The 25,162-nt window shown below is 38.9% G+C and carries 25 protein-coding genes; 3 read left to right on the forward strand and 22 right to left on the reverse strand.

Features of this window, described 5'->3' with window-relative positions:
- Positions 1 to 85: 85 nt before the first annotated feature.
- The 7 genes from DMP02_RS06900 to DMP02_RS07415 are packed head-to-tail and all read right to left on the reverse strand — an operon-like array spanning position 86 to position 4,769.
- Positions 86 to 283 (reverse strand): Sec-independent protein translocase family protein, encoded by a 198-nt coding sequence (locus DMP02_RS06900; RefSeq protein ID WP_126323403.1) that lies wholly within the window; start codon positions 281 to 283, stop codon positions 86 to 88.
- Between the two features lie 28 nt (positions 284 to 311).
- Positions 312 to 1,970, reverse strand: coding sequence for a ubiquinone biosynthesis regulatory protein kinase UbiB (gene ubiB, locus DMP02_RS06905; protein WP_126323404.1), 1,659 nt, complete (start codon positions 1,968 to 1,970; stop codon positions 312 to 314).
- Positions 1,967 to 2,575, reverse strand: a complete 609-nt coding sequence (locus DMP02_RS06910; protein ID WP_126323405.1) for a ubiquinone biosynthesis accessory factor UbiJ — start codon at positions 2,573 to 2,575, stop codon at positions 1,967 to 1,969. Before DMP02_RS06910 ends, ubiB begins: the two co-directional genes overlap by 4 nt.
- Positions 2,575 to 3,351: a bifunctional demethylmenaquinone methyltransferase/2-methoxy-6-polyprenyl-1,4-benzoquinol methylase UbiE gene (gene ubiE, locus DMP02_RS06915; protein WP_126323406.1), complete on the reverse strand. Its 777-nt coding sequence runs from the start codon at positions 3,349 to 3,351 to the stop codon at positions 2,575 to 2,577. The genes DMP02_RS06910 and ubiE overlap by 1 nt, the downstream gene beginning before the upstream one ends.
- A 44-nt stretch (positions 3,352 to 3,395) precedes the next feature.
- The gene (locus tag DMP02_RS06920) at positions 3,396 to 4,172 is read right to left on the reverse strand and encodes a hypothetical protein (protein ID WP_126323407.1); all 777 of its coding nucleotides are present in this window, start codon (positions 4,170 to 4,172) and stop codon (positions 3,396 to 3,398) included.
- Between the two features lie 58 nt (positions 4,173 to 4,230).
- Entirely contained in the window at positions 4,231 to 4,554 is a 324-nt protein-coding gene (locus DMP02_RS07410; protein WP_232019644.1) for a hypothetical protein, read from the reverse strand.
- Complete coding sequence (locus tag DMP02_RS07415; protein ID WP_232019645.1) at positions 4,509 to 4,769, reverse strand: hypothetical protein; 261 nt, start codon at positions 4,767 to 4,769, stop codon at positions 4,509 to 4,511. Before DMP02_RS07415 ends, DMP02_RS07410 begins: the two co-directional genes overlap by 46 nt.
- 158 nt (positions 4,770 to 4,927) lie before the next feature.
- Between DMP02_RS07415 and typA the strand changes: the two genes are divergently transcribed.
- Positions 4,928 to 6,742: a translational GTPase TypA gene (gene typA, locus DMP02_RS06930; RefSeq protein WP_126323408.1), complete on the forward strand. Its 1,815-nt coding sequence runs from the start codon at positions 4,928 to 4,930 to the stop codon at positions 6,740 to 6,742.
- Between the two features lie 83 nt (positions 6,743 to 6,825).
- Here the strand turns inward: typA and DMP02_RS06935 are convergent, their stop codons facing one another.
- Entirely contained in the window at positions 6,826 to 8,724 is a 1,899-nt protein-coding gene (locus DMP02_RS06935; protein WP_126323409.1) for an ankyrin repeat domain-containing protein, read from the reverse strand.
- A gap of 301 nt (positions 8,725 to 9,025) precedes the next feature.
- Here DMP02_RS06935 and DMP02_RS06940 point away from each other — a divergent pair, with 301 nt between their 5' ends.
- Positions 9,026 to 10,402, forward strand: a complete 1,377-nt coding sequence (locus DMP02_RS06940) for an amidase (RefSeq protein ID WP_126323410.1) — start codon at positions 9,026 to 9,028, stop codon at positions 10,400 to 10,402.
- 115 nt (positions 10,403 to 10,517) lie between these two features.
- On the opposite strand, the gene ahcY is transcribed toward DMP02_RS06940, so the two are convergent.
- The 5 genes from ahcY to DMP02_RS06965 form a co-directional block, all read right to left on the reverse strand.
- Positions 10,518 to 11,837, reverse strand: coding sequence for an adenosylhomocysteinase (gene ahcY, locus DMP02_RS06945; protein ID WP_126323411.1), 1,320 nt, complete (start codon positions 11,835 to 11,837; stop codon positions 10,518 to 10,520).
- Positions 11,834 to 12,997 (reverse strand): methionine adenosyltransferase, encoded by a 1,164-nt coding sequence (metK, locus tag DMP02_RS06950; RefSeq protein ID WP_126323412.1) that lies wholly within the window; start codon positions 12,995 to 12,997, stop codon positions 11,834 to 11,836. The genes ahcY and metK overlap by 4 nt, the downstream gene beginning before the upstream one ends.
- Positions 12,998 to 13,232: 235 nt before the next feature.
- The gene (locus DMP02_RS06955) at positions 13,233 to 14,525 is read right to left on the reverse strand and encodes an MFS transporter (protein ID WP_126323413.1); all 1,293 of its coding nucleotides are present in this window, start codon (positions 14,523 to 14,525) and stop codon (positions 13,233 to 13,235) included.
- Entirely contained in the window at positions 14,522 to 15,823 is a 1,302-nt protein-coding gene (locus DMP02_RS06960) for an MFS transporter (RefSeq protein ID WP_126323414.1), read from the reverse strand. The genes DMP02_RS06955 and DMP02_RS06960 overlap by 4 nt, the downstream gene beginning before the upstream one ends.
- A gap of 116 nt (positions 15,824 to 15,939) precedes the next feature.
- Complete coding sequence (locus tag DMP02_RS06965; protein WP_126323415.1) at positions 15,940 to 16,548, reverse strand: thymidine kinase; 609 nt, start codon at positions 16,546 to 16,548, stop codon at positions 15,940 to 15,942.
- 83 nt (positions 16,549 to 16,631) lie between these two features.
- Between DMP02_RS06965 and DMP02_RS06970 the strand changes: the two genes are divergently transcribed.
- On the forward strand, positions 16,632 to 17,189 hold the full coding sequence (locus DMP02_RS06970; RefSeq protein ID WP_126323416.1) for a thioredoxin family protein: 558 nt from the start codon (positions 16,632 to 16,634) through the stop codon (positions 17,187 to 17,189).
- Here DMP02_RS06970 and DMP02_RS06975 read toward each other — a convergent pair.
- The 9 genes from DMP02_RS06975 to bioD all read right to left on the reverse strand — a co-directional run bounded on the left by DMP02_RS06975 (position 17,186) and on the right by bioD (position 25,141).
- The gene (locus DMP02_RS06975; protein ID WP_126323417.1) at positions 17,186 to 19,507 is read right to left on the reverse strand and encodes a hypothetical protein; all 2,322 of its coding nucleotides are present in this window, start codon (positions 19,505 to 19,507) and stop codon (positions 17,186 to 17,188) included. The two genes, DMP02_RS06970 and DMP02_RS06975, sit on opposite strands and share 4 nt — an antisense overlap.
- A 180-nt stretch (positions 19,508 to 19,687) precedes the next feature.
- Positions 19,688 to 20,020 carry a TusE/DsrC/DsvC family sulfur relay protein gene (locus tag DMP02_RS06980; protein ID WP_126323418.1) on the reverse strand — a complete coding sequence of 111 codons (333 nt, stop codon included), beginning with the start codon at positions 20,018 to 20,020 and terminating at the stop codon, positions 19,688 to 19,690.
- A 258-nt stretch (positions 20,021 to 20,278) separates the two neighbouring features.
- The gene (locus DMP02_RS06985) at positions 20,279 to 20,953 is read right to left on the reverse strand and encodes a Bax inhibitor-1/YccA family protein (protein ID WP_126323419.1); all 675 of its coding nucleotides are present in this window, start codon (positions 20,951 to 20,953) and stop codon (positions 20,279 to 20,281) included.
- 86 nt (positions 20,954 to 21,039) lie between these two features.
- Complete coding sequence (gene murI / locus DMP02_RS06990) at positions 21,040 to 21,852, reverse strand: glutamate racemase (RefSeq protein WP_126323420.1); 813 nt, start codon at positions 21,850 to 21,852, stop codon at positions 21,040 to 21,042.
- Between the two features lie 172 nt (positions 21,853 to 22,024).
- Positions 22,025 to 22,393: a sulfite exporter TauE/SafE family protein gene (locus tag DMP02_RS06995; RefSeq protein ID WP_126323421.1), complete on the reverse strand. Its 369-nt coding sequence runs from the start codon at positions 22,391 to 22,393 to the stop codon at positions 22,025 to 22,027.
- A complete protein-coding gene (locus DMP02_RS07000; protein ID WP_126323422.1) occupies positions 22,306 to 22,815 on the reverse strand; it encodes a sulfite exporter TauE/SafE family protein in 510 nt (169 codons plus the stop codon). The genes DMP02_RS06995 and DMP02_RS07000 overlap by 88 nt, the downstream gene beginning before the upstream one ends.
- Positions 22,815 to 23,723, reverse strand: coding sequence for a cation diffusion facilitator family transporter (locus tag DMP02_RS07005; RefSeq protein WP_126323423.1), 909 nt, complete (start codon positions 23,721 to 23,723; stop codon positions 22,815 to 22,817). Before DMP02_RS07005 ends, DMP02_RS07000 begins: the two co-directional genes overlap by 1 nt.
- Positions 23,724 to 23,727: 4 nt before the next feature.
- Complete coding sequence (gene lolA, locus DMP02_RS07010; protein ID WP_126323424.1) at positions 23,728 to 24,354, reverse strand: outer membrane lipoprotein chaperone LolA; 627 nt, start codon at positions 24,352 to 24,354, stop codon at positions 23,728 to 23,730.
- Positions 24,355 to 24,430: 76 nt separating this feature from the next.
- Positions 24,431 to 25,141 carry a dethiobiotin synthase gene (gene bioD / locus DMP02_RS07015; protein ID WP_197720801.1) on the reverse strand — a complete coding sequence of 237 codons (711 nt, stop codon included), beginning with the start codon at positions 25,139 to 25,141 and terminating at the stop codon, positions 24,431 to 24,433.
- Between the last annotated feature and the right edge of the window lie 21 nt (positions 25,142 to 25,162).

Genomic DNA, 25,162 nt, shown 5'->3' on the forward strand with positions numbered 1-25,162 from the left:
GGAACAAAGCGACAGCCGTGGCCATCCAGGAAAAACCAACCTCTTTTTACTAGATTGCCACGCGCTTCGCGCTCGCAATGACGGTTTAATCGCTATCAAATTTTTCCGACTTTGATTTTTTTTCTAACGATATCTCTTGTTCATCACCTAAATTTTTACTGCAGTTTTTTATAGCCACCACTAAATCTTCTAGCATTGAACCTAAGCGTTTAGTACCAAATAACAATACTGCAATTAAAAAAATAATGAGCAGTGATATAATGCTGATTCCATGTAAGCGCATAAAACTCCCTATTTCTAATAAGTTCCGCCTATCCTCTACGAATAAATGTCACTAACAATAATCCCAAACCACCTAAACCCAATATTAATAAATTTCTAAAGGATAATAGCTGAGGAAAATTACCCACCACCAAACTCAACAACACCCAAGTAATGCATGCGACACCAATCCCAATTCTAATAGCAAAAAAGCCTTTTTTCTTGATAGAATCGTGATGTCTTTTTATATCTTTATATAAATAAGCATGTAACTCATTTCTTTCTTTACGTTGATCAAGTAACGCTTGATAAACTAACTCCGGAATCTCCGGCAGTTTTTCAGCCCAATAAGGCGCATATTCGCGCACTTTACGTAAAAAAGCGCGTGGCCCTAATTGTTTTTTCAGCCAACGCTCCAAAAAAGGCTTAGCGGTATTCCATAAATCTAAATCGGGATACAACTGACGCCCTAACCCTTCAACATTAAAAAGCGTTTTCTGCAATAATACTAATTGTGGTTGTACTTCCATTTTAAAACGTCTAGCGGTTTGAAATAGGCGTAGTAATAATTGGCCAAATGAGATTTCTTTTAAGGGTCGCTCGAAGATAGGCTCACATACGGTTCGAATAGCCGCTTCAAATTCATTAACTCGGGTATTCGGCGCTATCCAACCCGATTCCACGTGTAATTGTGCCACGCGTCGATAATCACGCTTAAAAAAGGCCAACAAATTTTCTGCCAGATAACGTTGGTCTTCGGGACTTAAGCTTCCCATAATCCCAAAGTCCACACCTAAATATTGTGGGTTATCCTTTTGTTTTGGCGAAACAAAAATATTCCCTGGGTGCATATCGGCATGAAAAAAACAATCACGAAACACCTGAGTAAAAAATATCTCTACGCCTCTTTCCGCGAGTCTTTTTAAATTAATGCCTTGTTTTTTTAACGTTGGTATATCAGAAATAGAAATACCGTAAATTCGCTCCATCACCATTACATTAGCATGTGTGTATTGCCAATAGATTTCGGGAATATATAGCAAATCAGAATGTAAAAAATTACGCCGAAGTTGAGAGGCACTCGCTGCTTCACGTAATAAATCTAATTCGTCTTTTAAACAAGATTCAAACTCCGCAACCACTTCACTGGGCCTAAGCCGTTTAGCTTCTTTCCAATAACGCGTCGCTAAATTGGCAATGGCATATAATAAATCTATATCTTTAACAATACGTTTATTAATGCCTGGGCGTAACACTTTGGCAACTACCTCTTGGCCCGTCAATAATTTTGCAGCATGAACTTGTGCAACAGAAGCCGAGGCTAACGGTGTTGTATCAAATTCAGCAAATATTTCAGTGATCGGCTTTCCGCAAGCGGATTCAATCATTGCCTTTGCCTGATCGCCAGAAAAAGGAGGAACGCGATCTTGTAATTTAGCTAATTCATCTGCAATCTCTTCAGGAATGAAATCTCGCCGCGTTGACAACGCCTGGCCAAATTTCACAAAGATAGGACCTAAATCCTCTAACGCTAAACGAATTCGCTCGCCTTGAGATTGTTTTCTATTACTAATGCGATAAGGATTAAAATAAATAAAGAAACGTAACGGGCGAAATAAATGCAAAGATAATACAAGCTCATCAAGACCATAACGAAATAAGGTAAAACTAATCTGGATTAACCGTATTAAGCGAGTAATTGATTTCATGCCTCACTTCCTTTGCAAAATGACACACGATTCATTCGTGCTTCTAATCGCGCTGCATCATCTCGCAAATCATCAATATCAGCGAAAAAAATTTGCAGTTCTTCATCTGGCACAAGGTAATCCATTTCTGCTTGAACATAATCCGTTACATTTTGACTCAGATCATCGATGCTTTGTTTAGCCCATTGCGATAGGGATTTAAAAAACTGTGCTATCGGATAAGCGATGGTATCACCCACGACTCGTGATAGTTGTTCTTCCCAATCAATTTCTAGATTTGAAAAAAGATCTTTAAATTGTTTGGCAAATTCCATATCGCCTGAAACCTGTATTGGCATTGCCGTCAATGCCGATTCTTTTTTCATAAAAGCTAAACGCATAAAATCAAAAACCGAACCTCGTAATACTAAATCAACCACTCCACTATAATTTTTTGTTAAATAAATAGTATCTGATTTAAAAAGCCAATAATGGGTTAAGGAATTCAATTCCAACTTAACAACCTTACCCGATAAATTGTTTAAAACCTTGCTCGATTCCGGATCAAGTTTTAAAAAGCGGTTAAGGATAGCTTCTTGAGCTGCAAGCCAGGTATTCAATGGCATTAGAACTTCCACGCTCTATGCAGGGCAACAATGCCGCCACTCAAATTATGGTATTCACATTGATCAAATCCCGCTTCAAGAATAAGTGACTTTAAACTTTCTTGATCGGGATGACGTCGAATAGATTCCACTAAATACTGATAACTCGCTGCGTCATTGGCAATCCACTGCCCCAATTTAGGCAGAAAATTAAAAGAGTAGCGATCATATAAGGTTTGCAAAAAGTTGAGTACTGGCTTGGAAAACTCGAGCACCAACAATCGCCCGCCTGGCTTAAGAACACGGTACATAGACTGTAGCGCAGCCATTTTATCCGTCACATTGCGAAGCCCAAAAGCGATGCTTAGGCAATCAAAATAATCTTCAGCGAATGGCAAGCTTTCTGCATTCGCCTGAAGCACCGTTATATTTTCTATTAGCCCGGCGTCAATGAGCCGATCACGCCCTACGGCTAACATCGCGGCATTAATATCAAGTAAGGTGACTTTACCTTTCTCACCCACACGTTTTGCAAATGCTTTGCTTAAGTCGCCCGTGCCTCCCGCTACGTCCAGCACCTTATCACCCCTACGAATGTGGGCTAATTCCACCGTAAATTTTTTCCATAGGCGATGCATCCCACATGACATCAAATCATTCATGAGGTCATATTTGGAAGCAACTGAATGGAAAACTGCGCCTACTTGTGCGGTTTTTTCAGCCCGCGGAATGGTTTTATAGCCAAAATCGGTTGTTGGCGACGTATTTAACGAGGTCTGTGAAGGCAAATCGAGCATAAATAGACTAAGTATGAACCACCTTGCCCATCTTACCAGCTACATTAGTTTGAGCAAGAACTTAAGGCAGGCGACTCGTTTTGCGCTTCTTCATCACTGGAGGAAGCATTGTCAGGGGACTTAAAAAAAGTAGAAGTAGAAATCGGAACCGGTGTATGTGTTGCTATCCTAAAAATCGCCTTTAAAAAATCAATCAGCTTTTCTAAAAAACTTCGCTCGTCTATCATTTTTCTAAAATAAGGATCCGGACAATCAAGTGTGGACTGTAAAATAACCAGTCTCGGCACCCATACCCCATGTTGCTCAATTACTTCTAGTTTAAATCGTGTTTTATTATGAAAAAAATAATCACCTACTTTCAGCTCGACATTCTGAGTTTCTTGATCCTGAGTATTCTGGTTCTTAATAATTTTTCTAAAAAAAAATTCGTCTTCAATATATAAATGCTTATCTTGCAAATAAATATTTATTTTATGTTCTACCCCTGAACCCTCTACAACATAATGCCGGCCAGCCAACTGCGACTTTACAGAAGCTACTCCCACACCTAAAATGCCATCATAATGCAAATAAAGCCCTAAAAATTCTCTATAGTACCTTTCCCTCTCTATATTTTTATTTCCCTTTAAAATTTCATCGCAACCTATTTTCAATATTAACTCGTTGTTTGCATGATCCATTTCCTCTGTTAGCGTACGAACAGTTTTACCATTAAAACTGATAGAAGCTCTTGTTATAGTCCCGATAGATTCTTTTCTGCTGGCAACTAATGGTACTTTATCTATATGAGTCTTTAACGCTCTATGATTTTTTATCGCCATGATCATTTACATCCTTATAATTGCTGTTTGCTTTACTTGAAGAAGTAATTATTCCCCTTTAATTTTTATTAGAAACCCCACGAATAATTAAACCCGAGGTACGCCGCTTCAGTACATCCAACGCATGTTGGCTTTTAACATCGGTCCACAATTCAAAAGCCTGCAAAGGTGATAATTCATTCAACGGATCACTGAGTCCCCGAATCGCATGCAACACTTCCATGAGACTAATAAAACCACAACTTAATGATTGATAAAGTGTAGCAGATTGCTTCTTAGATAAGCTAGCCACTTGTACATAAGCCGTTCGACCTAATTCAATAAAATACTTAATTTTTACATGTCTTTTTTCAGCTTGTTCAGGAAAAAAACCAGCAAACAATCACGTTGATACACGGGACTTTTTTCTAACCCTGATAAAAATTCGGTGGCTAAAATACAATTGGCAATATCTGGCCGTTGATTAAAGCGGCCTAATAAAAAAACCAAATAACTTTCAAGTTCTTTGTCTAAGGTCAAGTGACTCATCAATTCGGCATCCTTGACCAAGGCTTGCCACTGTGCCATTGTGGTCGAATGCAATAAAAGCGAGCCCATAGCTAATTCCCCACAGATAAGTACCCTTCTTTTCAGTGTAGAACACCCTAGCGGAAATGGCTGACTTTGCGTTATGATGCACCCTTTTTGTACACACTTCTGGGCTTGAGCAGAAAACCAATTTTTGCAGTCCAGCTATAACCTATCTGTAAATTATCATGATCGAAAAAATACGTAATATCGCTATCATCGCCCACGTTGACCATGGGAAAACTACCCTCGTCGATAAACTGCTACAACAGTCGGGTACGTTTTCAAGCCGTGCTACCGTCGTTGAACGGGTCATGGATAGTAATGACTTAGAGCGTGAGCGTGGTATTACCATTCTTGCTAAAAATACCTCCATCGAATGGCAGGGCTACCGTATCAATATTGTTGATACCCCTGGCCATGCGGATTTTGGTGGTGAAGTAGAACGTATTTTATCGATGGTAGATTCCGTCCTTCTATTGGTTGATGCTGTGGATGGCCCTATGCCACAAACTCGCTTTGTCACCCAAAAAGCATTTGCTAAAGGTCTAAAACCGATTGTAGTGGTCAATAAGGTCGACAGACCCAGCGCCCGCCCTGACTGGGTCATTAATCAAGTATTTGATCTTTTTGACCGTCTAGGTGCTACCGAAGAACAATTAGACTTCCCTATCGTCTATGCCTCTGCCTTACAAGGCTATGCAACACTGGATCTCAATAAGCCTAGTCGCGATCTCACACCCCTATTTGAAACGATTGTTGAGAAAGTAGCTCCACCGAATGTAGACCCGCAGGGCGCCTTCCAAATGCAAATCATTACCTTGGATTATTCAAGCTATGTGGGTACCATTGGTATTGGCCGTATTCAAAGAGGCACAGCAAAAGCGAATATGCCTGTGACATTAATCGATAGCGAAGGAAAAACACGTCCTGCTCGTATCTTGCAAGTATTAGGTTATCGTGGCTTAGAGCGTGTTGAGGTTGAACAAGCCGAGGCCGGTGATATTGTTGCTATCACAGGAATAGATAAGCTCAACATTTCGGATACCTTATGTGATCCGAATCAGGTAGAAGCGCTCCCCGCATTAACGGTAGACGAGCCTACCATGAGCATGACTTTCCAAGTCAATAACTCGCCTTTTGCCGGTCAAGACGGAAAATTCGTTACCAGCCGTCAGATACGCGAACGACTAGACAAAGAACTACTACATAATGTGGCATTACGCGTTGATAATACAGAAGACCCAAACCGCTTCCGTGTATCGGGCCGTGGTGAATTGCATTTATCCATTTTAATCGAAACAATGCGCCGAGAAGGCTATGAATTAGGTGTTTCGCGCCCTGAAGTGATTTTAAAAGAAATTGATGGCGAATTAAAAGAACCCTATGAAAACTTGACGGTTGATGTGGAAGAGCAACATCAAGGCAGCATCATGGAAAAACTGGGAAGCCGTCGTGGAGAATTGCTCGATATGGTCTCAGATGGAAAAGGGCGTGTGCGCCTCGATTATAGAATACCCACTCGTGCCTTAATTGGTTTTCGTACCGAATTTTTAACGGCAACATCGGGTCTTGGTTTAATGCACCATGTTTTTGATCATTATGGCTCCGCTAAAAAAGGTGCATTAGGAAAACGTGCCAATGGTGTTATGATTTCTAATCAAGCCGGCAAAGCAACAGGATATTCCTTATTTCATTTACAGGAGCGTGGCAAATTATTAATAGGCCCACAAACTGATGTTTATGAAGGCATGATTGTCGGTATTCATTCTCGTGATAATGATTTAGTCGTTAACGTGGTTCAAGGAAAACAATTAACCAATGTCCGTGCGTCTGGATCAGATGAAGCCCTTACTTTAACCCCGCATATCTCTTTTTCTTTAGAACAAGCCTTGGAATTTCTAGATGATGATGAATTACTAGAAGTTACGCCACATTATTTACGTCTGCGAAAAAAATTCTTAAAAGAACATGAACGTAAGCGAGCCAGTCGTGAGAGTTAAGTTAGCCCGTTTGTTTTAGGTTTTAATTAAAACAAACGAGTTTACTCTTCGAATTTAATCCCTTAAGACGAGATGGATAGCCCTTATTTCAGGGCTATTGTTACATCAACAATGGCTTCCGGATTCTCAGAAACATTTGCACAAATGGGTTCCGAAACTGGTATAGATAATGATTTAAAAAAGCCGGGCCGGTGACAACTATTACTCCCAAAAGAGGAAAAAGGAGATGATGTCGACCTAACTGAATTTTCTTCCAATACTGTGGTGGTAATATGCGCTTCTTTGCTCTTTTGCATGTCTACTAAGGTATCTAAATATTTATTTCCATATTTTTTGTTTATTTTGTCTTGTAGTCTATCATGCAAGGATTGATTACCGCTGCGTGCCGCTAGCGTTAGGACGGTATCATGCGTCCCCTTTGTTACATGGAGCAGGAGTTTCGGCTGTGTATTTCCTTTAATAACCTTATCCCATTGATAAGAAAAACGAGATTTGTGCTGGGATTCTGCTTGTTCCAATAGTTCGCTCAACGGATAATTTCCTGCTTGTATTGCCACATGGAGTGGTGCAAGATTATCTTGGTTAAAACTAAATAGATTGGCTCCACGCTTGATCAGCCATTGGGTCATCTCTTTATGACCATTTCTTGCGGCCATGTGCAGTGGCGTATTACCCAGGTTATCTTGGCTAGATAGTTTAGCACCTCGCTTGATCAACCATTGAGCCATCTCTTTATGACCACTTCTTGCGGCCATGTGCAGTGGCGTATTACCCAGGTTATCTTGGCTAGATAGTTTAGCGCCGCGGGAAAGTGCCATCTTTGCCATGTCTAGACGGTTATATTCTGCAGCAAAGCTTAGGATGATGTTAAAGTCCTGCTTAGATAACTTAATATCGCGACGATGTAATAGTATTTCAAGGATATCGATCCTATTACGTTTTACGACCAACTCCAATAGGCTAGCAGTATCAGCTATAGCTAGCTTGACCTTATGAGTGAGTAGCAATTTAATCATCTCCAAATCTTCATTTTCTATTGCTACGTTCAACAGTATTTTATTATCAGCTACTTGGTTAGATAATTTAGCAACTTTGTGAGAAATTAATAGCTTCGCCACGTTAACATTCTTAATAATTACAGCTGTATGCAGCGGAGTCTCACCAAGGTGATTGCGGCTATATAATTCTTTAGCACTGTGAGAAAGTAATAGCTTGGTTATAGTCCAGTTTCCTCTCTTTACGGCCATATGCAACGGGGTATCACCATTTGTATCTTGTTGAGATAATTCAGCACCGTGGGAAAGCAAATATTTAACCAGTTCTTCCTTCCCATTTTTTACGGCTAAATGCAGGGCACTGACATTACCTACAGGATCCAGTGAATTTATTTCTTCTCCTTTCTTTAATAAAAATTTAACGATGTTTAAACAGCCCTGTTCTGCAGCAACATGCAACGCAGAGGATTGATAAGTTCTTCCTTGAGAATACAACGAATCATTTCGATGTATTGCTTTATATCGTTCTTTCAATTGTTCTGCTTTCCGGAGTATCTTAGAACTGTAGGTTGTTTTTATATATTCAATAGTTTTATCATCCAGCGTAGCGCCCGCCTCCATGAGTTTTTCAGCCATTGCTGTACGACCTTTTCGTAGTGCAATAACGATTGGCAAAGGATGTTTATCCGTATCCCTATTTGGATCAGCACCCGCTTGTAATAATTCTTGTAATAATTTATGGTCTCCGATTTTTATAGCCTGATAAATTAAGGTTTTATTGTTAGGAAGAGGTTGATCTAATGGGTTATCATTAAGAAAGGTATCGCCATCAAAATCATCGGATCCATAATCAGAATCGTAGTCATCAAAATCATCGTCGTAGGTGATAGTTTCTGACTCGTTTTCAACCGCACTAGGAACGTGCTGATAAACGGAAATGCTGTCTTTGGTATCTAATTTTTCGGAAATATTTAATTTATTTGGCATAAATGTACTCCTTTTAGAATAAAAAAATAGCAACTAATTTTCATTAATTAATATACAAGGTAAAACTTAATGGAAAATTAAATCAAAAAACCGATTTTCTGTGGTCAAATAAAATAGCGCTATTTTTCGAGAAAAATAGCAAAAAAATAAAAAATTAACTTTTATTCTGGTGTCAAAGGGTTACTCACATTTACACCGAAAAAGAAAATTTTTTACAGAAGATCTAATATAAAAATCCTATACTTGAAAATTTTTTGGTAAAATTTCAAAGTATTCCTGTAAATAAAAATTGTTTTTCTGTATGAGTTCTGAAATATACTTTGCTTCCGCAAAACAATTAGTCCAGCGGATTAAACAAAAACAAATTTCCTGCACAGAGCTCATACACATTTATTTAGATCGCTTAACGCATATAAATCCTAAACTCAATGCGCTTGTTCAAACTTTATCGCCTGAAAACGCACTGCAACAAGCACGCCTTGCCGATGAAAAACTGGCAAAAAATCAAGTCATAGGCCCATTACATGGCTTACCTATTACCATTAAAGATTGCTGTAAAGTTAAAGACTTTGTTATCACAAAAGGCAGTACCGGATTTCATTTTCTTCCGACTGAAGATGCAACTGTCGTTGAAAGATTAAAAGCAGCCGGCGCTATTGTGATTGGCATTAGCAACGTCCCTGAATTTAATATTGCTTACGAAACGGATAATGATCGCTATGGCAGAACGCTCAATCCTTATGATCTGACACGCACACCCGGTGGAAGTAGTGGCGGAGAAGCGGCCATTATAGCCGCTGGCGGATCGACGTTTGGTTTAGGAACCGATGCGGGCGGTAGTATTCGTCAACCGGCACACAATACCGGCATTGCAAGCCTAAAACCAACACACGGATTACTGCCCAATACAGGAAAGCTTCCGTATGATGGAGGCTCATTAAGTTCATTAACAACGTATGGCCCTATGGCGCGCTTTGTTGATGATCTTATTTTAACCCTCCCTGTTTTATCCGGATCTCCGACTGTCACACCTACCCAGTTTATTAACTTTAAATCACTGCGCATTGCCTTTTATACCGATAATACGATTGCCAAACCCGATGAAGATACGCTGCGAACTATCAAACGCGTAGTGAATAGTCTGCAAACTGAAGTAGCACAGCTCGAAGAACATTGCCCTGCTCATTTACCAGAAATTTATTCCCTGATTAGCGAAACTTTCTTTTTAAAAGGTGATAAAGGATTAGGAATAAAAATGCTACTCAATCAGCTTGCCATAAAAAAGCCCTCATCCTTAGTGAGGGAGTTTCTCGCTATCGCACGTCACTGTGAGCTTTCCACAACAGAATTAAATCAACGTTTAAGTCGCCTCGATCAACTACGACTGGAATTAGAAACGTTTTTTATAAACTATGATGCGATCATTTGCCCTGTCGCTGCTACACCTGCAAAACAGCATGGGCGTTCTTTTATTGAAGGTCGTGATTTTAGTTATTTAAGTATTTATAACTTTACTGGTTGGCCTGCTGCCACTGTACGCTGTGGTACTTCTTTGGAAGGATTGCCGATAGGCATACAAATCATTGCTAAACCTTGGCAAGATATGACCGCCTTAGGTTTAGCAAAAAAATTAGAGACGTTGTTAGGCGGATGGCAAGTTCCGCCTTTGTTTCCTTAGATTGCCACGCCATTCAGCAACAGAAATTGCCGATACAATGACATATTTTCTGTGAAGATAGGTGCGGGACTCGCAATGACGCCCAGTGTGGCAATCACAATGACGGGCTTTGATTTTAATAACGATAGAAGCTAGGTTTATAAGGGCCTTGTTTTTTTACACCAATATATTTTGCTTGTTCAGAGGTTAACTCCGTCAATTTTGCACCGACGCGATCTAAATGTAAGCGCGCTACTTGCTCATCTAATTCTTTTGGCAGCATGTAAACCTTACCTGTTTCATAGCGATCGTTGTGTTGCCATAACTCTATTTGCGCTAAAACTTGATTAGTAAATGAGTTTGACATAACAAAACTAGGATGCCCTGTTGCACAACCTAAATTAACTAATCGACCTTCAGCTAACAGCAATAGACGCTTTTTATCCGGGAAAATAATTTGATCGACTTGTGGTTTAATATTCTCCCATTTAAATTTCCGTAAGCTCGCCACTTCAATTTCAGAATCAAAGTGTCCAATGTTACAAACAATGGCAAAATCCTTCATCTGTTCCATATGTGACAAGGTAATCACTGATTTATTACCGGTTGCGGTAACGAAAATGTCACCTTGGCTTGCTGCTTCATCCATCGTCACAACGCGATAACCTTCCATAGCGGCTTGCAATGCACAGATAGGATCAATTTCAGTAACCCATACGGTTGCGCCATATGAACGCAAACTTTGTGCACAACCCTTTCCTACATCACCATAACCACAAACCACTGCAATTTTACCCGCAATCATGACGTCGGTTGCTCGCTTCAGTGCATCAATTAAAGACTCTCTACATCCATAGAGATTATCAAATTTAGATTTTGTTACGGAATCATTAATGTTAATCGCTGGAATCAAAAGCGATTTTTTTTCCTGCATTTGGTAAAGTCTATGTACACCGGTGGTGGTTTCTTCCGATACGCCTTTAACCTCTGCCAAAAGACTGGAGTATTTTTCCTCATGCATTAATAAAGTAAGATCTCCACCATCATCTAGCAACAAATTAGGCCGCCAACCATTAGGTCCCTTTAAAGTTTGCTCAATACACCACCAAAACTCTTTTTCCGTTTCGCCTTTCCAAGCAAAAACAGGGACACCCTGCTCTGCCATAGCCGCTGCTGCATGATCCTGTGTGGAAAAAATATTGCATGAAGACCAACGTACTTCGGCACCCAAATCGAGCAAGGTTTCAATTAAAACAGCCGTTTGAATCGTCATATGCAGACAACCTGCAATGCGTGCGCCTTTTAAAGGTTTTGTATGGCCGTATTTTTTACGTAGCGCCATCAAACCCGGCATTTCTGTTTCGGCGATTGTAATTTCTTTTCGACCCCATTCAGCCAAACTTAAATTAGCTACTTTATAATCCATAATTTTAGTCTTTAATGCTTCTGATATCATGTGTGAACTACCTTCTTAAGTGCTGAACACAATAACCTTGCTTTATCTGTTTTTTCCCAAGGAAAATATTCAGTATTTTCTCGACCAAAATGGCCATACGCGGCGGTTGGTTTATAAATCGGTCTTAACAAATCAAGCATTTTAATAATGCCTTGCGGTCGGAGATCAAAATGTTGCTGAATAAGTTCAACAATATCCTTATCAGGCAATTTACCGGTGCCAAATGTATTGATATTAATGGATGTTGGTTCGGCAATACCAATAGCATAGGAAACCTGTAACTCACAACGATCCGCTAACCCTGCCGCCACAATATTTTTTGTAACATAACGTGCTGCATACGCGGCCGATCGATCGACTTTACTGGGATCCTTACCTGAAAAACACCCGCCACCATGACGTGCCATACCACCGTAGGTATCTACAATAATTTTACGACCCGTCAAACCGGTATCGCCTAAAGGTCCCCCAATAACAAAACGACCGGTGGGATTGATATGATAGACCGTGTTTTTTAACCATTCGGCTGGAAACACGGGTTTAATAATTTCTTCAATGATCGCTTCGCATAATTTTTCATAGGAAATATCAGGCGCATGCTGTGTAGAAAGCACTATCGTTTCTGCAGCAACAGGCTTTCCTCCTTGATATTTTAATGTAACCTGACTTTTTGCATCGGGTCGTAACCAATTTAAGGTTTTGTCTTTTCGCAATGCGGCTTGCCGCTCCATCAGCCTATGCGCATAGGTAATCGGTGCTGGCATGAGAACATCTGTTTCATTACTGGCATACCCAAACATCATACCCTGGTCACCTGCCCCCTGATCAGCCTTATCAACGCCTTGAGCAATATCCGGCGATTGCTTGCCAATCGCTGACATAACCGCACAAGACTCCCAATCGAAACCCATCGAAGAGCTGTTATAACCTATCTCTTTTACCGTTTCCCTAACGATGTGCTCAACATCTACCCATGCCGTGGTTGTTATTTCCCCGGCTACTAAAACCATTCCAGTTTTAACAAGGGTTTCACAGGCGACACGCGCATCTTTATCTTGCGCTAAGATAGCATCGAGAATTGCATCAGAGATTTGATCCGCTATCTTATCAGGATGCCCTTCAGATACGGATTCAGAAGTAAACGTCATGTAATTATCCATTTTTATTCTCAATAAAAAAATAGAGTGAAAATAAAGGGTCTTCATCTTAGCGAGTATTACCTAAGATTGCGAATTTTACTTATACTTTTCACACTTGAATTTTCGGCTGGGTTCCCGCTCAACTCGCGACGCCTTACTGAAAATCCCATTGCTGTGAATATAAAGTTAACCTAATAAGCTATCCATTTTATAAGCCCTAGCTTCGTCCAGGGCTCACTCCCTAAGGTCATATTATCTAGTCTAACTTTGCCTTATTAGGGTCTCTCATTAAAAAAGTAGCTAATAAAGCAATGCAAAAACCAATCGGCAAAATGAGTAAAGCACGGTGATAATCATTAACGCTATACACTCTTATCTGATTGGCTAAAGAGCCGTGCCAATTATAATCCATTAACCAACCAAATAAGGATTGGAAAACCGCATAACCACCAATAGCAAAAAAGGATACTACGCTAACGGACGTTGCCGTCAAACTCTTGGTATTGCTTTCAGCCACTAAAGGATAACTTAACACTTGGCTGCTGGTAAAAAAACCTAATGCAAAAAATAAGAATAAGACAGTGGTTAAAGAAAGCAAAGCTGGAAGGCATATAATTATCAGTGTCAATAACAGTGAGATAATTGTACCCATCACCATCAGTCTTACGCGTTTTCTCATTCTATCGGAAAGCCAACCCATAACAGGACCACCAATGATCGTGCCTAAAAACAGTAAACTTGGTGCTAATGACGCTTCCGTTGCTGAAAAATGCGCGGTTTGCTGTAAAAATAAACTACCCCAAATAGCACCTAGCAATGCAATAGGTAAATTTGTTAAAGAGGTATAAAGTCCACAAAGCAGATTTTGTGGATTTAAATAAGCCAAACGCCAGCTCTTCACCAGACCTAAATCGGATAATTCAGTCTGTGAAGCTTTTTGCTCTTGTTTCAATTCCGGAGGGCAATCCTGCACAAAGGAAAAAATAATAGTAAAAATAAATAACCCTAAGCCAGCATCCAGCAACAAGGTATGACGCCACCCCAAAGATTGCGCTAATAAGGTCAGCGGTGTTTGGGCTACCATTCCTCCCATCATAGCCATTGTTACAATTAAGCCACTGACTAATGCCATTTGCCTTGATGGAAACCAACGCGACGCTAAACGGATACTACTTAAAAAACAAAATGCACTACCAATTCCGCTCATAAATCGGAAGATACACGCTAAAACAAAGGAATGTGTAGTTGCGAAACCTGTGATCCCTATCACACACAACAACAAAGCTGACAGAATAATTAAGCGCGTAGAAAATCGGTCTAATAACGCACCAGCAATCGGTAAAAAAAGCAAATTAGCATAAAAATAATAGGCAGATAGTTTTCCCAATTCCGTTGCATGCAATGAAAAAGCGCGCATCAAATCAGCACTGATGGCATTGAACATATTCATCTGAATAAATTCATAAAAAAAGAAAAGTGCCGCAGAAAAACAGACAATCCAAGGCAGAAATTTTTTATTGGTTATAGAAGCACCATTCTGAGTTTTCATAGGTTTTCTCGAGAGTAAGGTTGACAATGTGTTTCACGTAAAAGGCAAGCGGCAATAATACTCACTACAAAAGCAATCGGCATAATAGCCAAGCCATTAAGATAATTGCTGGGTGAATACATCGCTACGCCATGATTTAACGCCTGATCCCAATGCAAATCCATTAGCCAACCAAACAAGGGTTGAAATACGGCACCCCCTCCCATAATTAGAACCGACGCTAAACCTGTGGAAGTCCCCGTTAAATGCCTAGGATTACTTTCGGCAATTAACGGGTAACTAATAATCTGTGTGCTGGTAAAAATACCGAGTAATAAAAATAAAACCAGTAACATAAAGAAGTTTAAATTTGGTAAAAACATAATACAAAGCAATACCAACAAAGAAAGCATAGCACCAACAATCATCGGTAGCCGTCGTTTACCAATTGCATCAGAAAACCACCCTACAAACGGTGAGCCTATAATAGTCCCCACAAAAACCATGGTGGCAACAAGCGATGCCTCAGTCTTTAAAAGATGGTGAACTTGGGTTAAATACATCACGCCCCAAAGCTCCCCCAGTAAAATAATCGGTAGGTTTAACAGACAGGTATATATTCCCCCTAATCCATTCTGTTTATTGAAGAGCACCGTCAAAAGACTCTTCTTTATAGAAGCTGGCACAGCGTTTTTTTCGATCATGACCTCCGGTGTTTGGTGCTTAGGATAGTCGCGAACAAATAGATAAACAATTAAGGTAATGACCGCTCCTACACCCGCATTAACCAGGACTGTCTCACGCCAACCTAACCATTGCACTAAAAGAGCAAAAGGGGTTTGTGCCACCACACCACCCAACATCGCAATCGTAATGATAACCCCGATGACGAACGCCAACCGCTGGGAGGAGAACCAACGTGTGGCCAGTTTAATACAGCTTATAAAACAAAAAGCATTACCAATGCCTGAAATAAAGTGGCTAAATGCGGCTAGTTGAAAAGAATGGCTAAAGGCAAATAGAATCGTGGCTAAAACCACCATGACCATCGCAATTAATATAATGGTCCGTATAGATATCCGGTCGACTAAAATGCCTGCGAATAGCAGAAAAATAACGTCTGCATAAAAATAGGTGGCCGACAAAAAGCCTAATTGACTCGCATTAATGGAGAAATCTTGCATAAGCTCCTGGCTAATGGAGTTAAACATACCCATTTGGATAAATTCGTAAAAGAAAAAGAGCGCGGCAGAAAGGCAAACCAGCCAAGGCTGATATTTAGAAAAAGCAATAGGAAAAACTTGTTTTAGACTGGACATAACAGTCATTAATTCCTCAAATAGGTGTTTTTTAGAGGCTATTTGGGAGGGGTAGTCTATAGGAAGAAAAGCCTAATGTCTAAGCCGAAATTGCAATATAGCAAGCAACCCTCAGGTTAACTGGATGGTGGACTAAACTCAAGCTTCGCTGTTTCACCTAATTTGAAATGTTTTCTACACACGGCGATGTAACGCTCATTGCCTCCAATCTCCAGCTGCTCCCCCTGAGTCACTTTACGATGCTCAGAATCAATCCGCATATTCATCGTCGCTTTAGATCCACAGTGGCAAATTGTTTTTATTTCACCCATCTTATCCGCCAAGATCAGTAAATATAAGCTCCCTTCAAAAGGTTCACCACAAAAATCACTACGTAAACCATAGGTTAAAACAGGAATATTTAATCTGTCCACAATATCACTTAACTGAAATACTTGTGCTTTTGTTAAAAATTGCGCCTCATCAACTAAAACACACTGTAAATTCTTAGTTTTTTTTAATGTCTCTACTACAAATTCAAATAAATTATCATTTTTTGCAAAAGAATGACTGGCGGCTTCTAAACCTATACGTGAAAAAACAGTTCCTACTTTATAACGAGTATCGACCTGGGGAGAAAGCAATAAAGTTTCCATACCACGTTCTTGGTAATTGTAACTGGCTTGCAGTAGAGTAGTACTCTTGCCCGCATTCATAGCCGAATAATAGAAGTAAAGTTTAGCCATTGTTAGCGCTTATATTTGAAGATGTTGGACATTCTAGGTTACGTTATAATAATCATAACTTGGTAAAAATAGGAAGTGCCCCTATGGCATTAACGCCTTCTAACATGCTAGCGCTTGGAACAAAAGCGCCTAATTTTGAATTATTAGATACAAAGAGTGGCAACGTCTGTAGTTTAACATCACTCAAATCAGCAAAAGCAACTGTGATTATGTTTATTTGTAATCATTGTCCTTATGTTAAACACATACAAACCGAGCTAATTCGATTAGCCGCGGATTATCAAGCAAAAGGAATTGCCTTTATTGCTATTAGTTCCAATGATGTAGAAAATTATCCTGAAGATGCGCCCCAAGAAATGGCTAAATTAGCAAAGCAGTTAAACTATCCTTTTCCTTATCTTTATGATGAAACGCAAAGCACCGCAAAAAATTATCAAGCCGCTTGTACACCCGACTTTTTTGTTTTTGATAAAGATTTACACTGTGTTTATCGCGGTCAGCTAGATGACTCCACCCCAAACAACAAAATTCCAGTTACAGGCAAAGCCCTACGCGCTGCTTTAGATAATATTTTAATGGACAAACCAGTGGGTTCTGAGCAAAAGCCTAGCATCGGCTGTAATATTAAATGGAAGCACTAGAAGCTATTCTGTGTAACGCCAAACTTAGCAGAAGATTGCCATGTAGGTTCTGGTTCTTTATTTCTAGCATTAAAAAAGGCTGTATTATTAGGAGTATTCTCTAAATTTATTTCGGGCGTTACGGGTGAATCTGCCTCAGCTCCAGATCCTATTCGACTATTAATTTTTCCAAATAATCTACTTAACTCTGGCAAATATTTAATACTGGCTTGGTTAATATCTGGGTATAGCTCAGAGAAAAAATCCTTTTTGCCCAGGTTAGAAAATACTTCGTGATAAATCTTGAGCACCTCTAATAGAAAGCTAGCTTTACTAAAGTTTTCATTGGTTGTTTCACTGCCCTCTTTTATCTTTAATAAAATAACTTGCTCTGCCCATTTCGTTGCAAAATTTTCTTTACTCAACCATGGCCAACGAATAATTCCACAATGAAATAAAGCAAAAAAATTCGCCTTAAAAAAACAATCTTTTTCAGCTTTAAAATCTATTTTATCGTCTAATCTATTCAGTTGTTTAAGTTTTTCTAGCTTTACACTAAAATAACCCTGTGTAAAAAAGAATTTAATCCATTCCTTTAATGAAAATTTTTCACTCTTAAACCAGATATTATTTTCAATCTCTAGTTTGAATTTATCTATTGCACTAATATAAATAGCATTTAACTCTTTTTCTATCTCTTCCGATTGAGCTTCTAGATGGGGGAATTCTTCATTATGTAGATAGATTTTTCCTGCATTGTAACTGACGACCCTATTGCTGGATCTAGCTTGATCAATACGCTCTTTTAAAAATGATTGAATCTCATACAACTCCGAAGCCATGGTTTCTAACTTACCGCGAATTAAAAATAACCTTTTTTCATGTACGTTAGAAAGTCCAGAAAGTGATCCTTCGGGAGTAAGCACTGGCCACTTAAAGTTGTTCACAGCATCTTTCACAAACCCTATTGTGTCCTCTTTCATCTCCTGGCCTTTCTCTAGTATACCCTGCCCCTTCTCAAAAACTTCTATTGCTTTATTAGATACATCATCAATAATAATCTGAGTTTTCTCAGTAAATTTTCCCACACCTTTTTGTACAGCTTTAAAAAGTTTACTTCCCATTCCCTTTAAATTATTTATTGTTTCGATAGAAGCGGGTTTTGCTTGCTGAATTTCAGATAACTCTAACGTCCCATATTTCTGTAATGCAATCTCCACTGCCTCTTTGACAGCCTTGGGACTACGATTAATTTCACATGTGGAAAAATAAACAGCTATTTCTTCAGGTAGGCTATCCACTTGTGTACCAGAGCTAACTTGTCCCTCGCTCAACACATCCCATTGAAACTCTTTTCCTATTTTATCCCGATAGTCTTGTTTAAATTTTGATAATTGTCTACCAAGCGTCGGCTTGGGCGATGATTTTATAAGACGATTAAAAAAACTTACATTGGAAACAGCGCTTTCTTGCTCACATTTTCTATTTAATGCTTGGTAAATCAATACCACGCCCAAATCAAGATTCTCATTGGGATTTTCATCTAAGCCTGCATAAAAATATTTTTTTTTATTAATCAGTGTAAAAACAAAACAATTAATAAATCTTAATAACGCTGGTTGGTCACTCAATTCACTATTAGCAATCCCTTCAATGTTTGCCAATAAATTTCTGTAAATAATCGAACTATCAATTGAAAAAATAACAGCCACAGATTTTTGTCGGATATTCGTAAGATTTTTAATAGAAAAATAATTTAAACTTTCTACCTTATCTATTTTATCTAAATAATGGTTTAAATTTATAGTGTTATGATTAACTAAAAAACCAAAGTGCGTAAAAAATTCTTCATACTCTTTATCAAAGCTCACATGTTCTTTTTTAGATAACAAAAGAATCAATAACTCTAAAATATTTTTTTTAATTGAATCTCGGGTTTGGTATGTCTTATACGTTTGACATAAGTTATTATTTAGTAAATTTTCTAGTATCTCTTTAATATCTCTGTATATATTATCTTTAATCTTATCTATACCAGACGGATTATCTAAGATACAGACACTAAGTAGTTTATAAAGGAAGATATCAAATAGTTTATGATCCGCCGTTAAACAAGCAAACCTTTGACAAGGAAAATCCTTTTCTATTTTTTTACATTTTTTGGCATCGTCTAAACAATTCTTGAAATAAACTATGTGTATATCTGAAGGGGGTTCCTCTTTTTCAAAATAAGCTTCTGTTTTTTTTATTTTTTTATCAAGGAAGCTCTTTAAAGGTCCGCTTAAACGATCCCTTATTTCTAGAATGCTGGCTTTTATTTCGGCAAGTTCGCTATCCATTCGACTTCTCTTTTTATAATAAAGTTAATAGCTGCGACTAAATAGTACAATTTTAAGTATAAAATAAAAAGTTATTTGTACTAATTACTTTTATCTTTATTCAATTCTTACATAAATATTTTTTAGCAGATTCTTATTGTAAGCTTTTAAGTAAGCAACGATGAGAAAAAGAGAATGGCATTACATACAGCGTGCGGGCCGCGGCAATCCTGCCAGCTTGCTCGCTTGCTTTAGTACGCCTTTGGGGAAAAGATTATTAAGATAAAGACTATTTGCTTTTTCAGATCCAATTTGTACCGCTAATTGGTTGACTAAGATTCGTATGGGGGGTGTCTTGTGGTATTGTTGATAGAAATTTCGTAAAAGATAAATGACGTGCCAATGGTCTTTAACGAGTGTTATTGCTTCTTCTTCTGCAATAACCGTCGCTATATTTTCATGCCAATCTGAGGAATGAATGAGATAACCATATTCGTCAGTCAACACTTCTTCGCCATTGATTAGTAAACCCATCTTTATCCCCTTATCTAGGATAATGTCATGGGTTTATTTTAGTTGGGTCTCGCTTAAAAGTATAATTACTCTTCGCACTTGAATTTTTGGCGGCGTTCCTGCTCGACTCGCCATCCTCATGTATCATGTATACACTGCGGTTGCTTCGTTCTCGCGGCGCCCTGCCAAAAATCCCATTGCTGCGAGTATAACTTTAGCACATAGCATTAACCCACTGATTGAAAGTGGGTTAATTTTAGACTCTTTGAGCAAAAAAATTTACTCTCTATTACCGCTAAACGCGCCTAGTAAATTTAATAAACTCAAGAAAATGTTATACAGCGATACATATAGTGTCACAGTGGCCATAATGTAATTAGTCTCGCCGCCGTGAATAATCTGGCTAGTTTGTAGCAAAATAATGCCGGATGATAAAAGAACAAATACGGCTGAGACGGTCAACATTAATGCGGGTATGTGGAAAAATAAGGTAGCAATGCTGGCAAGAAACGCAACGATCATCCCTACCATCAAAAACCCGGACATAAAGCTAAAGTCTTTTTGGGTAATCAGCGCGTAAGCCGATAATGCAAAAAAGATAAGACCTGTTGCACCCAAGGACATCATGACCAATGCCTGTCCATTGGTGAATCCATGGATATAGTGGTTCAAAATAGGACCGAGCGTATACCCCATAAATCCTGTCAATGCGAAAACTGATAACAAGCCCCAGCCACTATTACGTGTCCAGTTCGTTAGAAACAATAAGCCAAAATAACCCGCTAATGTAACTAACGGATTCAATGGAGGTGAATCGCTTAGCATAGCCATTCCAGCGGTAAGTGCGCTAAAAAGCATAGTTAAGCCCAGCAGGATATACGTATTACGCAATACGGTATTCGTGGCTAAAACAGATTCTAACCTTTGGCCTGATAGAACTTTACTAGAAGCCATACGACTCCTCCTCTCGTTATGGGTATAAATTGGTTTATTTTAACATAAATTGAACGCTAACCACACCATCTCAACTATCACAGTATTTACTCCCATAAGGGGTACCTTTCTAAAGAAACCGGGCCTTTAAAAAAAAGCCGCGCATGTGCAGAAAATGCCGTTGTATAATCCGAGACATAAAACTTTTTTTGTGGTTCAAAAACACCGTTCGATAAAAGACCATGACTTTCAAGTAAGTTTTTTACAAGCTTAGCCACGATATCCGTCGAATCTAAAATGGCCGCTTTAGTCGGATAAAACTGCTGTATAAGTTGTTTAATTAAAGGATAGTGGGTACAACCTAAAACAAGCGCATCAAGACCAGCTAAAACGGGATTTAAAAGGTAAGATTTAATCGCATCTTGCATAATGGTTTGATCGGCTGCTTCTTCGATTAAAGGAACCAGCAAGGGCGTCGCTAATGAATTTAGTTGTATATGAATATCCCGTTGATCCAGCTTTTTTCTGTAAATATTTGAACAGATAGTTTGTTTGGTTCCAATTAATCCAATGGTTTTATTAACATAATTTTCTGCCAAGTAATCAATCATCGGATCAATGACATCAACAACAATAGACTTACGGCCCACATATTCTTTTACTAATTCATGGGCAACGGCTGATGCAGAATTACAAGCAATCAAAATGAGTTTACAATCTTGCTGCAACAACATATCGCAGATTTTTATAGAATACGCTTGAATAGCTGCGGCTGATTTATCTCCCCAAGGGGTATGGGCCGTATCGCCGAAATAAATAATAGATTCCTGGGGCAAATGATTTGTCACTGCCTTGGCAACGGTTAAACCACCGACGCCACTATCAAAAATACCAATGGGCTTTAAAGAATGTTGTGACATAAATTTTATACTCATTACCGTAAATATACTCACAGCAATAAATATACTCACAGCAATAGGATTTTCGGCAAGGCGCCGCGAAAACGGAGCAACCGTAGTGTATACAACATACATGAGGATTGCGAGTCGAGCGGGAACGCAGCCGAAAATTCTAGTGCGGGGAGTATATATATTAAGGTATTAGCATGGTAACCCCTACCACTAAAAGGAATAAAGCAAATATTTTTCTTAAATGATGACCTCTAAGTCGTTTACCTAATCGCGTACCTAAGGGAACAACCACCATACTTCCAATCGATACACCAATAACAGCGGGCCAATAAACAAATCCACCGCTACCCACAGGGAGGTTGTGTACATGAAGACCTGTCATGGTAAAGGTAAACACCCCAATAATCGCTAACAATAAAACACAAGCAGAGGAAGTTGCAATAGCATGGTGGGTTGATAACCCTAGACGTAAAAAAATCGGTACGGCAATAGCGCCCCCCCTATACCCAATAAACCAGAAATAGCACCAATAGAAATACCTATAGCCCATTTTTTAAGTGGCGTTAAGTAGATCGTTTCTTTTCTTTCTACTTTATTTTTATTAAAAAAAATTTTAAATGCGATAGAAAAAAGAAATAAACTAAATAATAATTTTAATGTTTGTGTAGAAAGTATTAATGCAATTAAAGCACCCATAACAATACCAAAAATCATCCCAGGTGCTAACTGGCGAAATAAACACCAGTTAATAGAAAAACTACGTTGTTGTTGGTATACAGCAACTAAAGAACTAAAAATAATAGACGCTAATGCGGTACTGGTTGCTAAATGCATTTGTAATTGATTTGGTATGCCTGTGTGTGCGAAAACAGTCAATAATCCGGGAACTAATACTGTACCTCCGCCTATTCCTAACAATCCTGATAGAAATCCGGCTAATACACCAATTAAAATGTAAGATACAAATAACATTAGCAAACCGATCCCTGGCTACACGGGTATTTTTCCTGACCTTGCTCTACTTGCAAGGTAACGTGCTGAATCTGAAATTTTTCGGCTAATGTTTGATTAATTTGTTGTTGCAGTTGATCCGACAAACCATCACCTGGCATAACCAAATGCGCCGTTAAAGCTGTTTCTTGTGTACTTAAACCCCAAATATGTAAATCATGTACGGCTGTAACACCCGGCAACTTTTCTAAATAAGTAACTACTGCTTTTTGATCAACACCATAAGGAACTGCGCCTAAAATCAATTCAACTGAACGGCGCAACAAGTTCCAGCTCCCCAAAGTAATAATACCCACGATGACTAAACCCACCACAGGATCTACCCATTGCCAAGAAGTGAAATATACTACTGCACCAGCCAGCACAACACCCAACGCAATCAACGCATCATAAGCTAAATGCAGGAATGCACTTTTAATATTGAGATCAGATTGTTGTTGGCGCATAAATAATAACGCCGTACTTCCATTGATTAGCATCCCAATAAAAGCAACTACCATCACAATCATTTCATTAATAGGCACCGGATTACGAAGTTTATCAATCGATTCATACACAATCAGTGCGGAGGTAAATACCAGTAACAACGCATTGGCTAAGGCCGCTAAAATAGTCAATTTTTTATAGCCGTAACTATAGCGTTGCCTAGAACGTTTTTTTGCTAAAAAGCTTGCGCCCCAAGACATTAATAAGCCTAAAACATCAGCAAAATTATGCACCGCATCCGAAAGCAGACTCATAGAATGTGCAATAAACGCATAGGTCACTTCAGCCAATACAAACCCTGAATTCAACAATATGGCTAACGCAAAACTGACATTTAAACCCACTGCAAAAGCGGTGTGATGATGGTGGTGGTGATGTGACATCGTATTAACCCTTCACAACTTCAATATTTTTATCTTTAGGCAACACAAAGCGGAACGTTTGTGCATTAATAGCAGGGTTAAGCTTAACTTGTGAAAAATCGATTATGGTCTGTTGCCCCAATTTATCTATCAAGCGCATTTCACGCAATTGATTTTGCTGAAAAATTAAAGTTATTGAACGAAACAACGCATTGTTGTCTTTAGGTATTAAATAAAAGCCCTGAACGTCCATCAAAAAATTGACATTAAACTGTTTTGTTAAGTTGTTAGGAGAATCACTCAATAACGCAGCGGGAGTGTTCGCTGCCATTGTTTGCTGCTTTTGTATCATCACTTGTTGCAAACCGATGTCATAAAACCAAATACGCTGTCCATCGGCAATTAACAATTGTTTACTCGGCGCTGTCACTTCCCATCGAAACCGTCCGGGTCGTTGTAAGATCATTTGGCCGCTGGTTTTCTGCAGAATTTGCCCTCTGCCGTCCATCACCGTTTGGGTAAAATTAGCCTGCAAACTTTGTAAGCGATTTAATAAGCTGGTTAATGCTTGTGATGCTGAAGCCGCATAAACGAGTTGGGTTGGCAGCAATAAAAAAAATATAAAAATATTTAATCGATAAATAAACTTCATAAGCAAAAAGCACCTCAAAATAGCTTGGCCCACAACAGAATAGGCTATTTGCCCAACAATGTGTACTATTCTAATACTATATACCTATCGTTTCTAAAACACCTAACAAAGCTTCATAGTTAATTAAAGACGAAAAAACGCTTAAATTAATCTCTTGTAGATACGGAAAAAACCCTAAATAAGGCATGGGAAATGAAGACTTAAGAAAGTTAATATTTTCTTCAATACAATGCATCATGGGGTCAACCTGATTAGCTATCCAGCCAATGACGGGAAGCTGTCGTTGCTGTAGATAGTTCCAAGTTAATAGCGCCTGATTTAAACAACCTAAGCGCATACCCACCACCAGAATAATAGGAAACCCCATTATCTGAACCAAATCGGCAAAGTTCTCTTTTTTATTTAAAGGCACACTAACACCACCTACGCCCTCAATAACGCCATAATCCGCTTGATAACTCAATGCTAGCTGACAAGATTGTGTGATAGCCGAAACACTTAAAAGACGTTTTTCCCGCTCTGCTGCAATGTGGGGTGCTATTGGATCCACAAAACAAAAAGGATTGACCTGCTGGTACGGCAAACAAATACTTGCCGCCTTTTGTAAACAAATCGCATCGTCGCTGCGCAAACCCATCGGGGTTAATTGAGCGCCACTAGCAATTGGCTTTAATCCAATAGTCGATAGCCCCTGTACTTTTAGCCCTGTTAATAAAGCCCCCGCGGCTATTGTTTTCCCAACACCCGTATCTGTGCCTAGAATAAAAAAACTTTTGCTAGCCATCATTTTTAACCATTAACTTTAACG

The sequence above is a fragment of the Candidatus Rickettsiella viridis genome, from assembly GCF_003966755.1.
GTDB lineage: Bacteria > Pseudomonadota > Gammaproteobacteria > Diplorickettsiales > Diplorickettsiaceae > Rickettsiella_B > Rickettsiella_B viridis.

Bases quoted from the DNA above. Each gene is read 5' to 3' on its own strand.
- DMP02_RS06900 (WP_126323403.1), bottom strand. From the start codon at position 283: ATGCGCTTACATGGAATCAGCATTATATCACTGCTCATTATTTTTTTA.
- ubiB (WP_126323404.1), bottom strand. From the start codon at position 1,970: ATGAAATCAATTACTCGCTTAATACGGTTAATCCAGATTAGTTTTACC.
- DMP02_RS06910 (WP_126323405.1), bottom strand. From the start codon at position 2,575: ATGCCATTGAATACCTGGCTTGCAGCTCAAGAAGCTATCCTTAACCGC.
- ubiE (WP_126323406.1), bottom strand. From the start codon at position 3,351: ATGCTCGATTTGCCTTCACAGACCTCGTTAAATACGTCGCCAACAACC.
- DMP02_RS06920 (WP_126323407.1), bottom strand. From the start codon at position 4,172: ATGGCGATAAAAAATCATAGAGCGTTAAAGACTCATATAGATAAAGTA.
- DMP02_RS07415 (WP_232019645.1), bottom strand. From the start codon at position 4,769: ATGGGCTCGCTTTTATTGCATTCGACCACAATGGCACAGTGGCAAGCC.
- typA (WP_126323408.1), top strand. From the start codon at position 4,928: ATGATCGAAAAAATACGTAATATCGCTATCATCGCCCACGTTGACCAT.
- DMP02_RS06935 (WP_126323409.1), bottom strand. From the start codon at position 8,724: ATGCCAAATAAATTAAATATTTCCGAAAAATTAGATACCAAAGACAGC.
- DMP02_RS06940 (WP_126323410.1), top strand. From the start codon at position 9,026: ATGAGTTCTGAAATATACTTTGCTTCCGCAAAACAATTAGTCCAGCGG.
- ahcY (WP_126323411.1), bottom strand. From the start codon at position 11,837: ATGATATCAGAAGCATTAAAGACTAAAATTATGGATTATAAAGTAGCT.
- metK (WP_126323412.1), bottom strand. From the start codon at position 12,997: ATGGATAATTACATGACGTTTACTTCTGAATCCGTATCTGAAGGGCAT.
- DMP02_RS06955 (WP_126323413.1), bottom strand. From the start codon at position 14,525: ATGAAAACTCAGAATGGTGCTTCTATAACCAATAAAAAATTTCTGCCT.
- DMP02_RS06960 (WP_126323414.1), bottom strand. From the start codon at position 15,823: ATGTCCAGTCTAAAACAAGTTTTTCCTATTGCTTTTTCTAAATATCAG.
- DMP02_RS06965 (WP_126323415.1), bottom strand. From the start codon at position 16,548: ATGGCTAAACTTTACTTCTATTATTCGGCTATGAATGCGGGCAAGAGT.
- DMP02_RS06970 (WP_126323416.1), top strand. From the start codon at position 16,632: ATGGCATTAACGCCTTCTAACATGCTAGCGCTTGGAACAAAAGCGCCT.
- DMP02_RS06975 (WP_126323417.1), bottom strand. From the start codon at position 19,507: ATGGATAGCGAACTTGCCGAAATAAAAGCCAGCATTCTAGAAATAAGG.
- DMP02_RS06980 (WP_126323418.1), bottom strand. From the start codon at position 20,020: ATGGGTTTACTAATCAATGGCGAAGAAGTGTTGACTGACGAATATGGT.
- DMP02_RS06985 (WP_126323419.1), bottom strand. From the start codon at position 20,953: ATGGCTTCTAGTAAAGTTCTATCAGGCCAAAGGTTAGAATCTGTTTTA.
- murI (WP_126323420.1), bottom strand. From the start codon at position 21,852: ATGTCACAACATTCTTTAAAGCCCATTGGTATTTTTGATAGTGGCGTC.
- DMP02_RS06995 (WP_126323421.1), bottom strand. From the start codon at position 22,393: ATGGGCTATAGGTATTTCTATTGGTGCTATTTCTGGTTTATTGGGTAT.
- DMP02_RS07000 (WP_126323422.1), bottom strand. From the start codon at position 22,815: ATGTTATTTGTATCTTACATTTTAATTGGTGTATTAGCCGGATTTCTA.
- DMP02_RS07005 (WP_126323423.1), bottom strand. From the start codon at position 23,723: ATGTCACATCACCACCACCATCATCACACCGCTTTTGCAGTGGGTTTA.
- lolA (WP_126323424.1), bottom strand. From the start codon at position 24,354: ATGAAGTTTATTTATCGATTAAATATTTTTATATTTTTTTTATTGCTG.
- bioD (WP_197720801.1), bottom strand. From the start codon at position 25,141: ATGATGGCTAGCAAAAGTTTTTTTATTCTAGGCACAGATACGGGTGTT.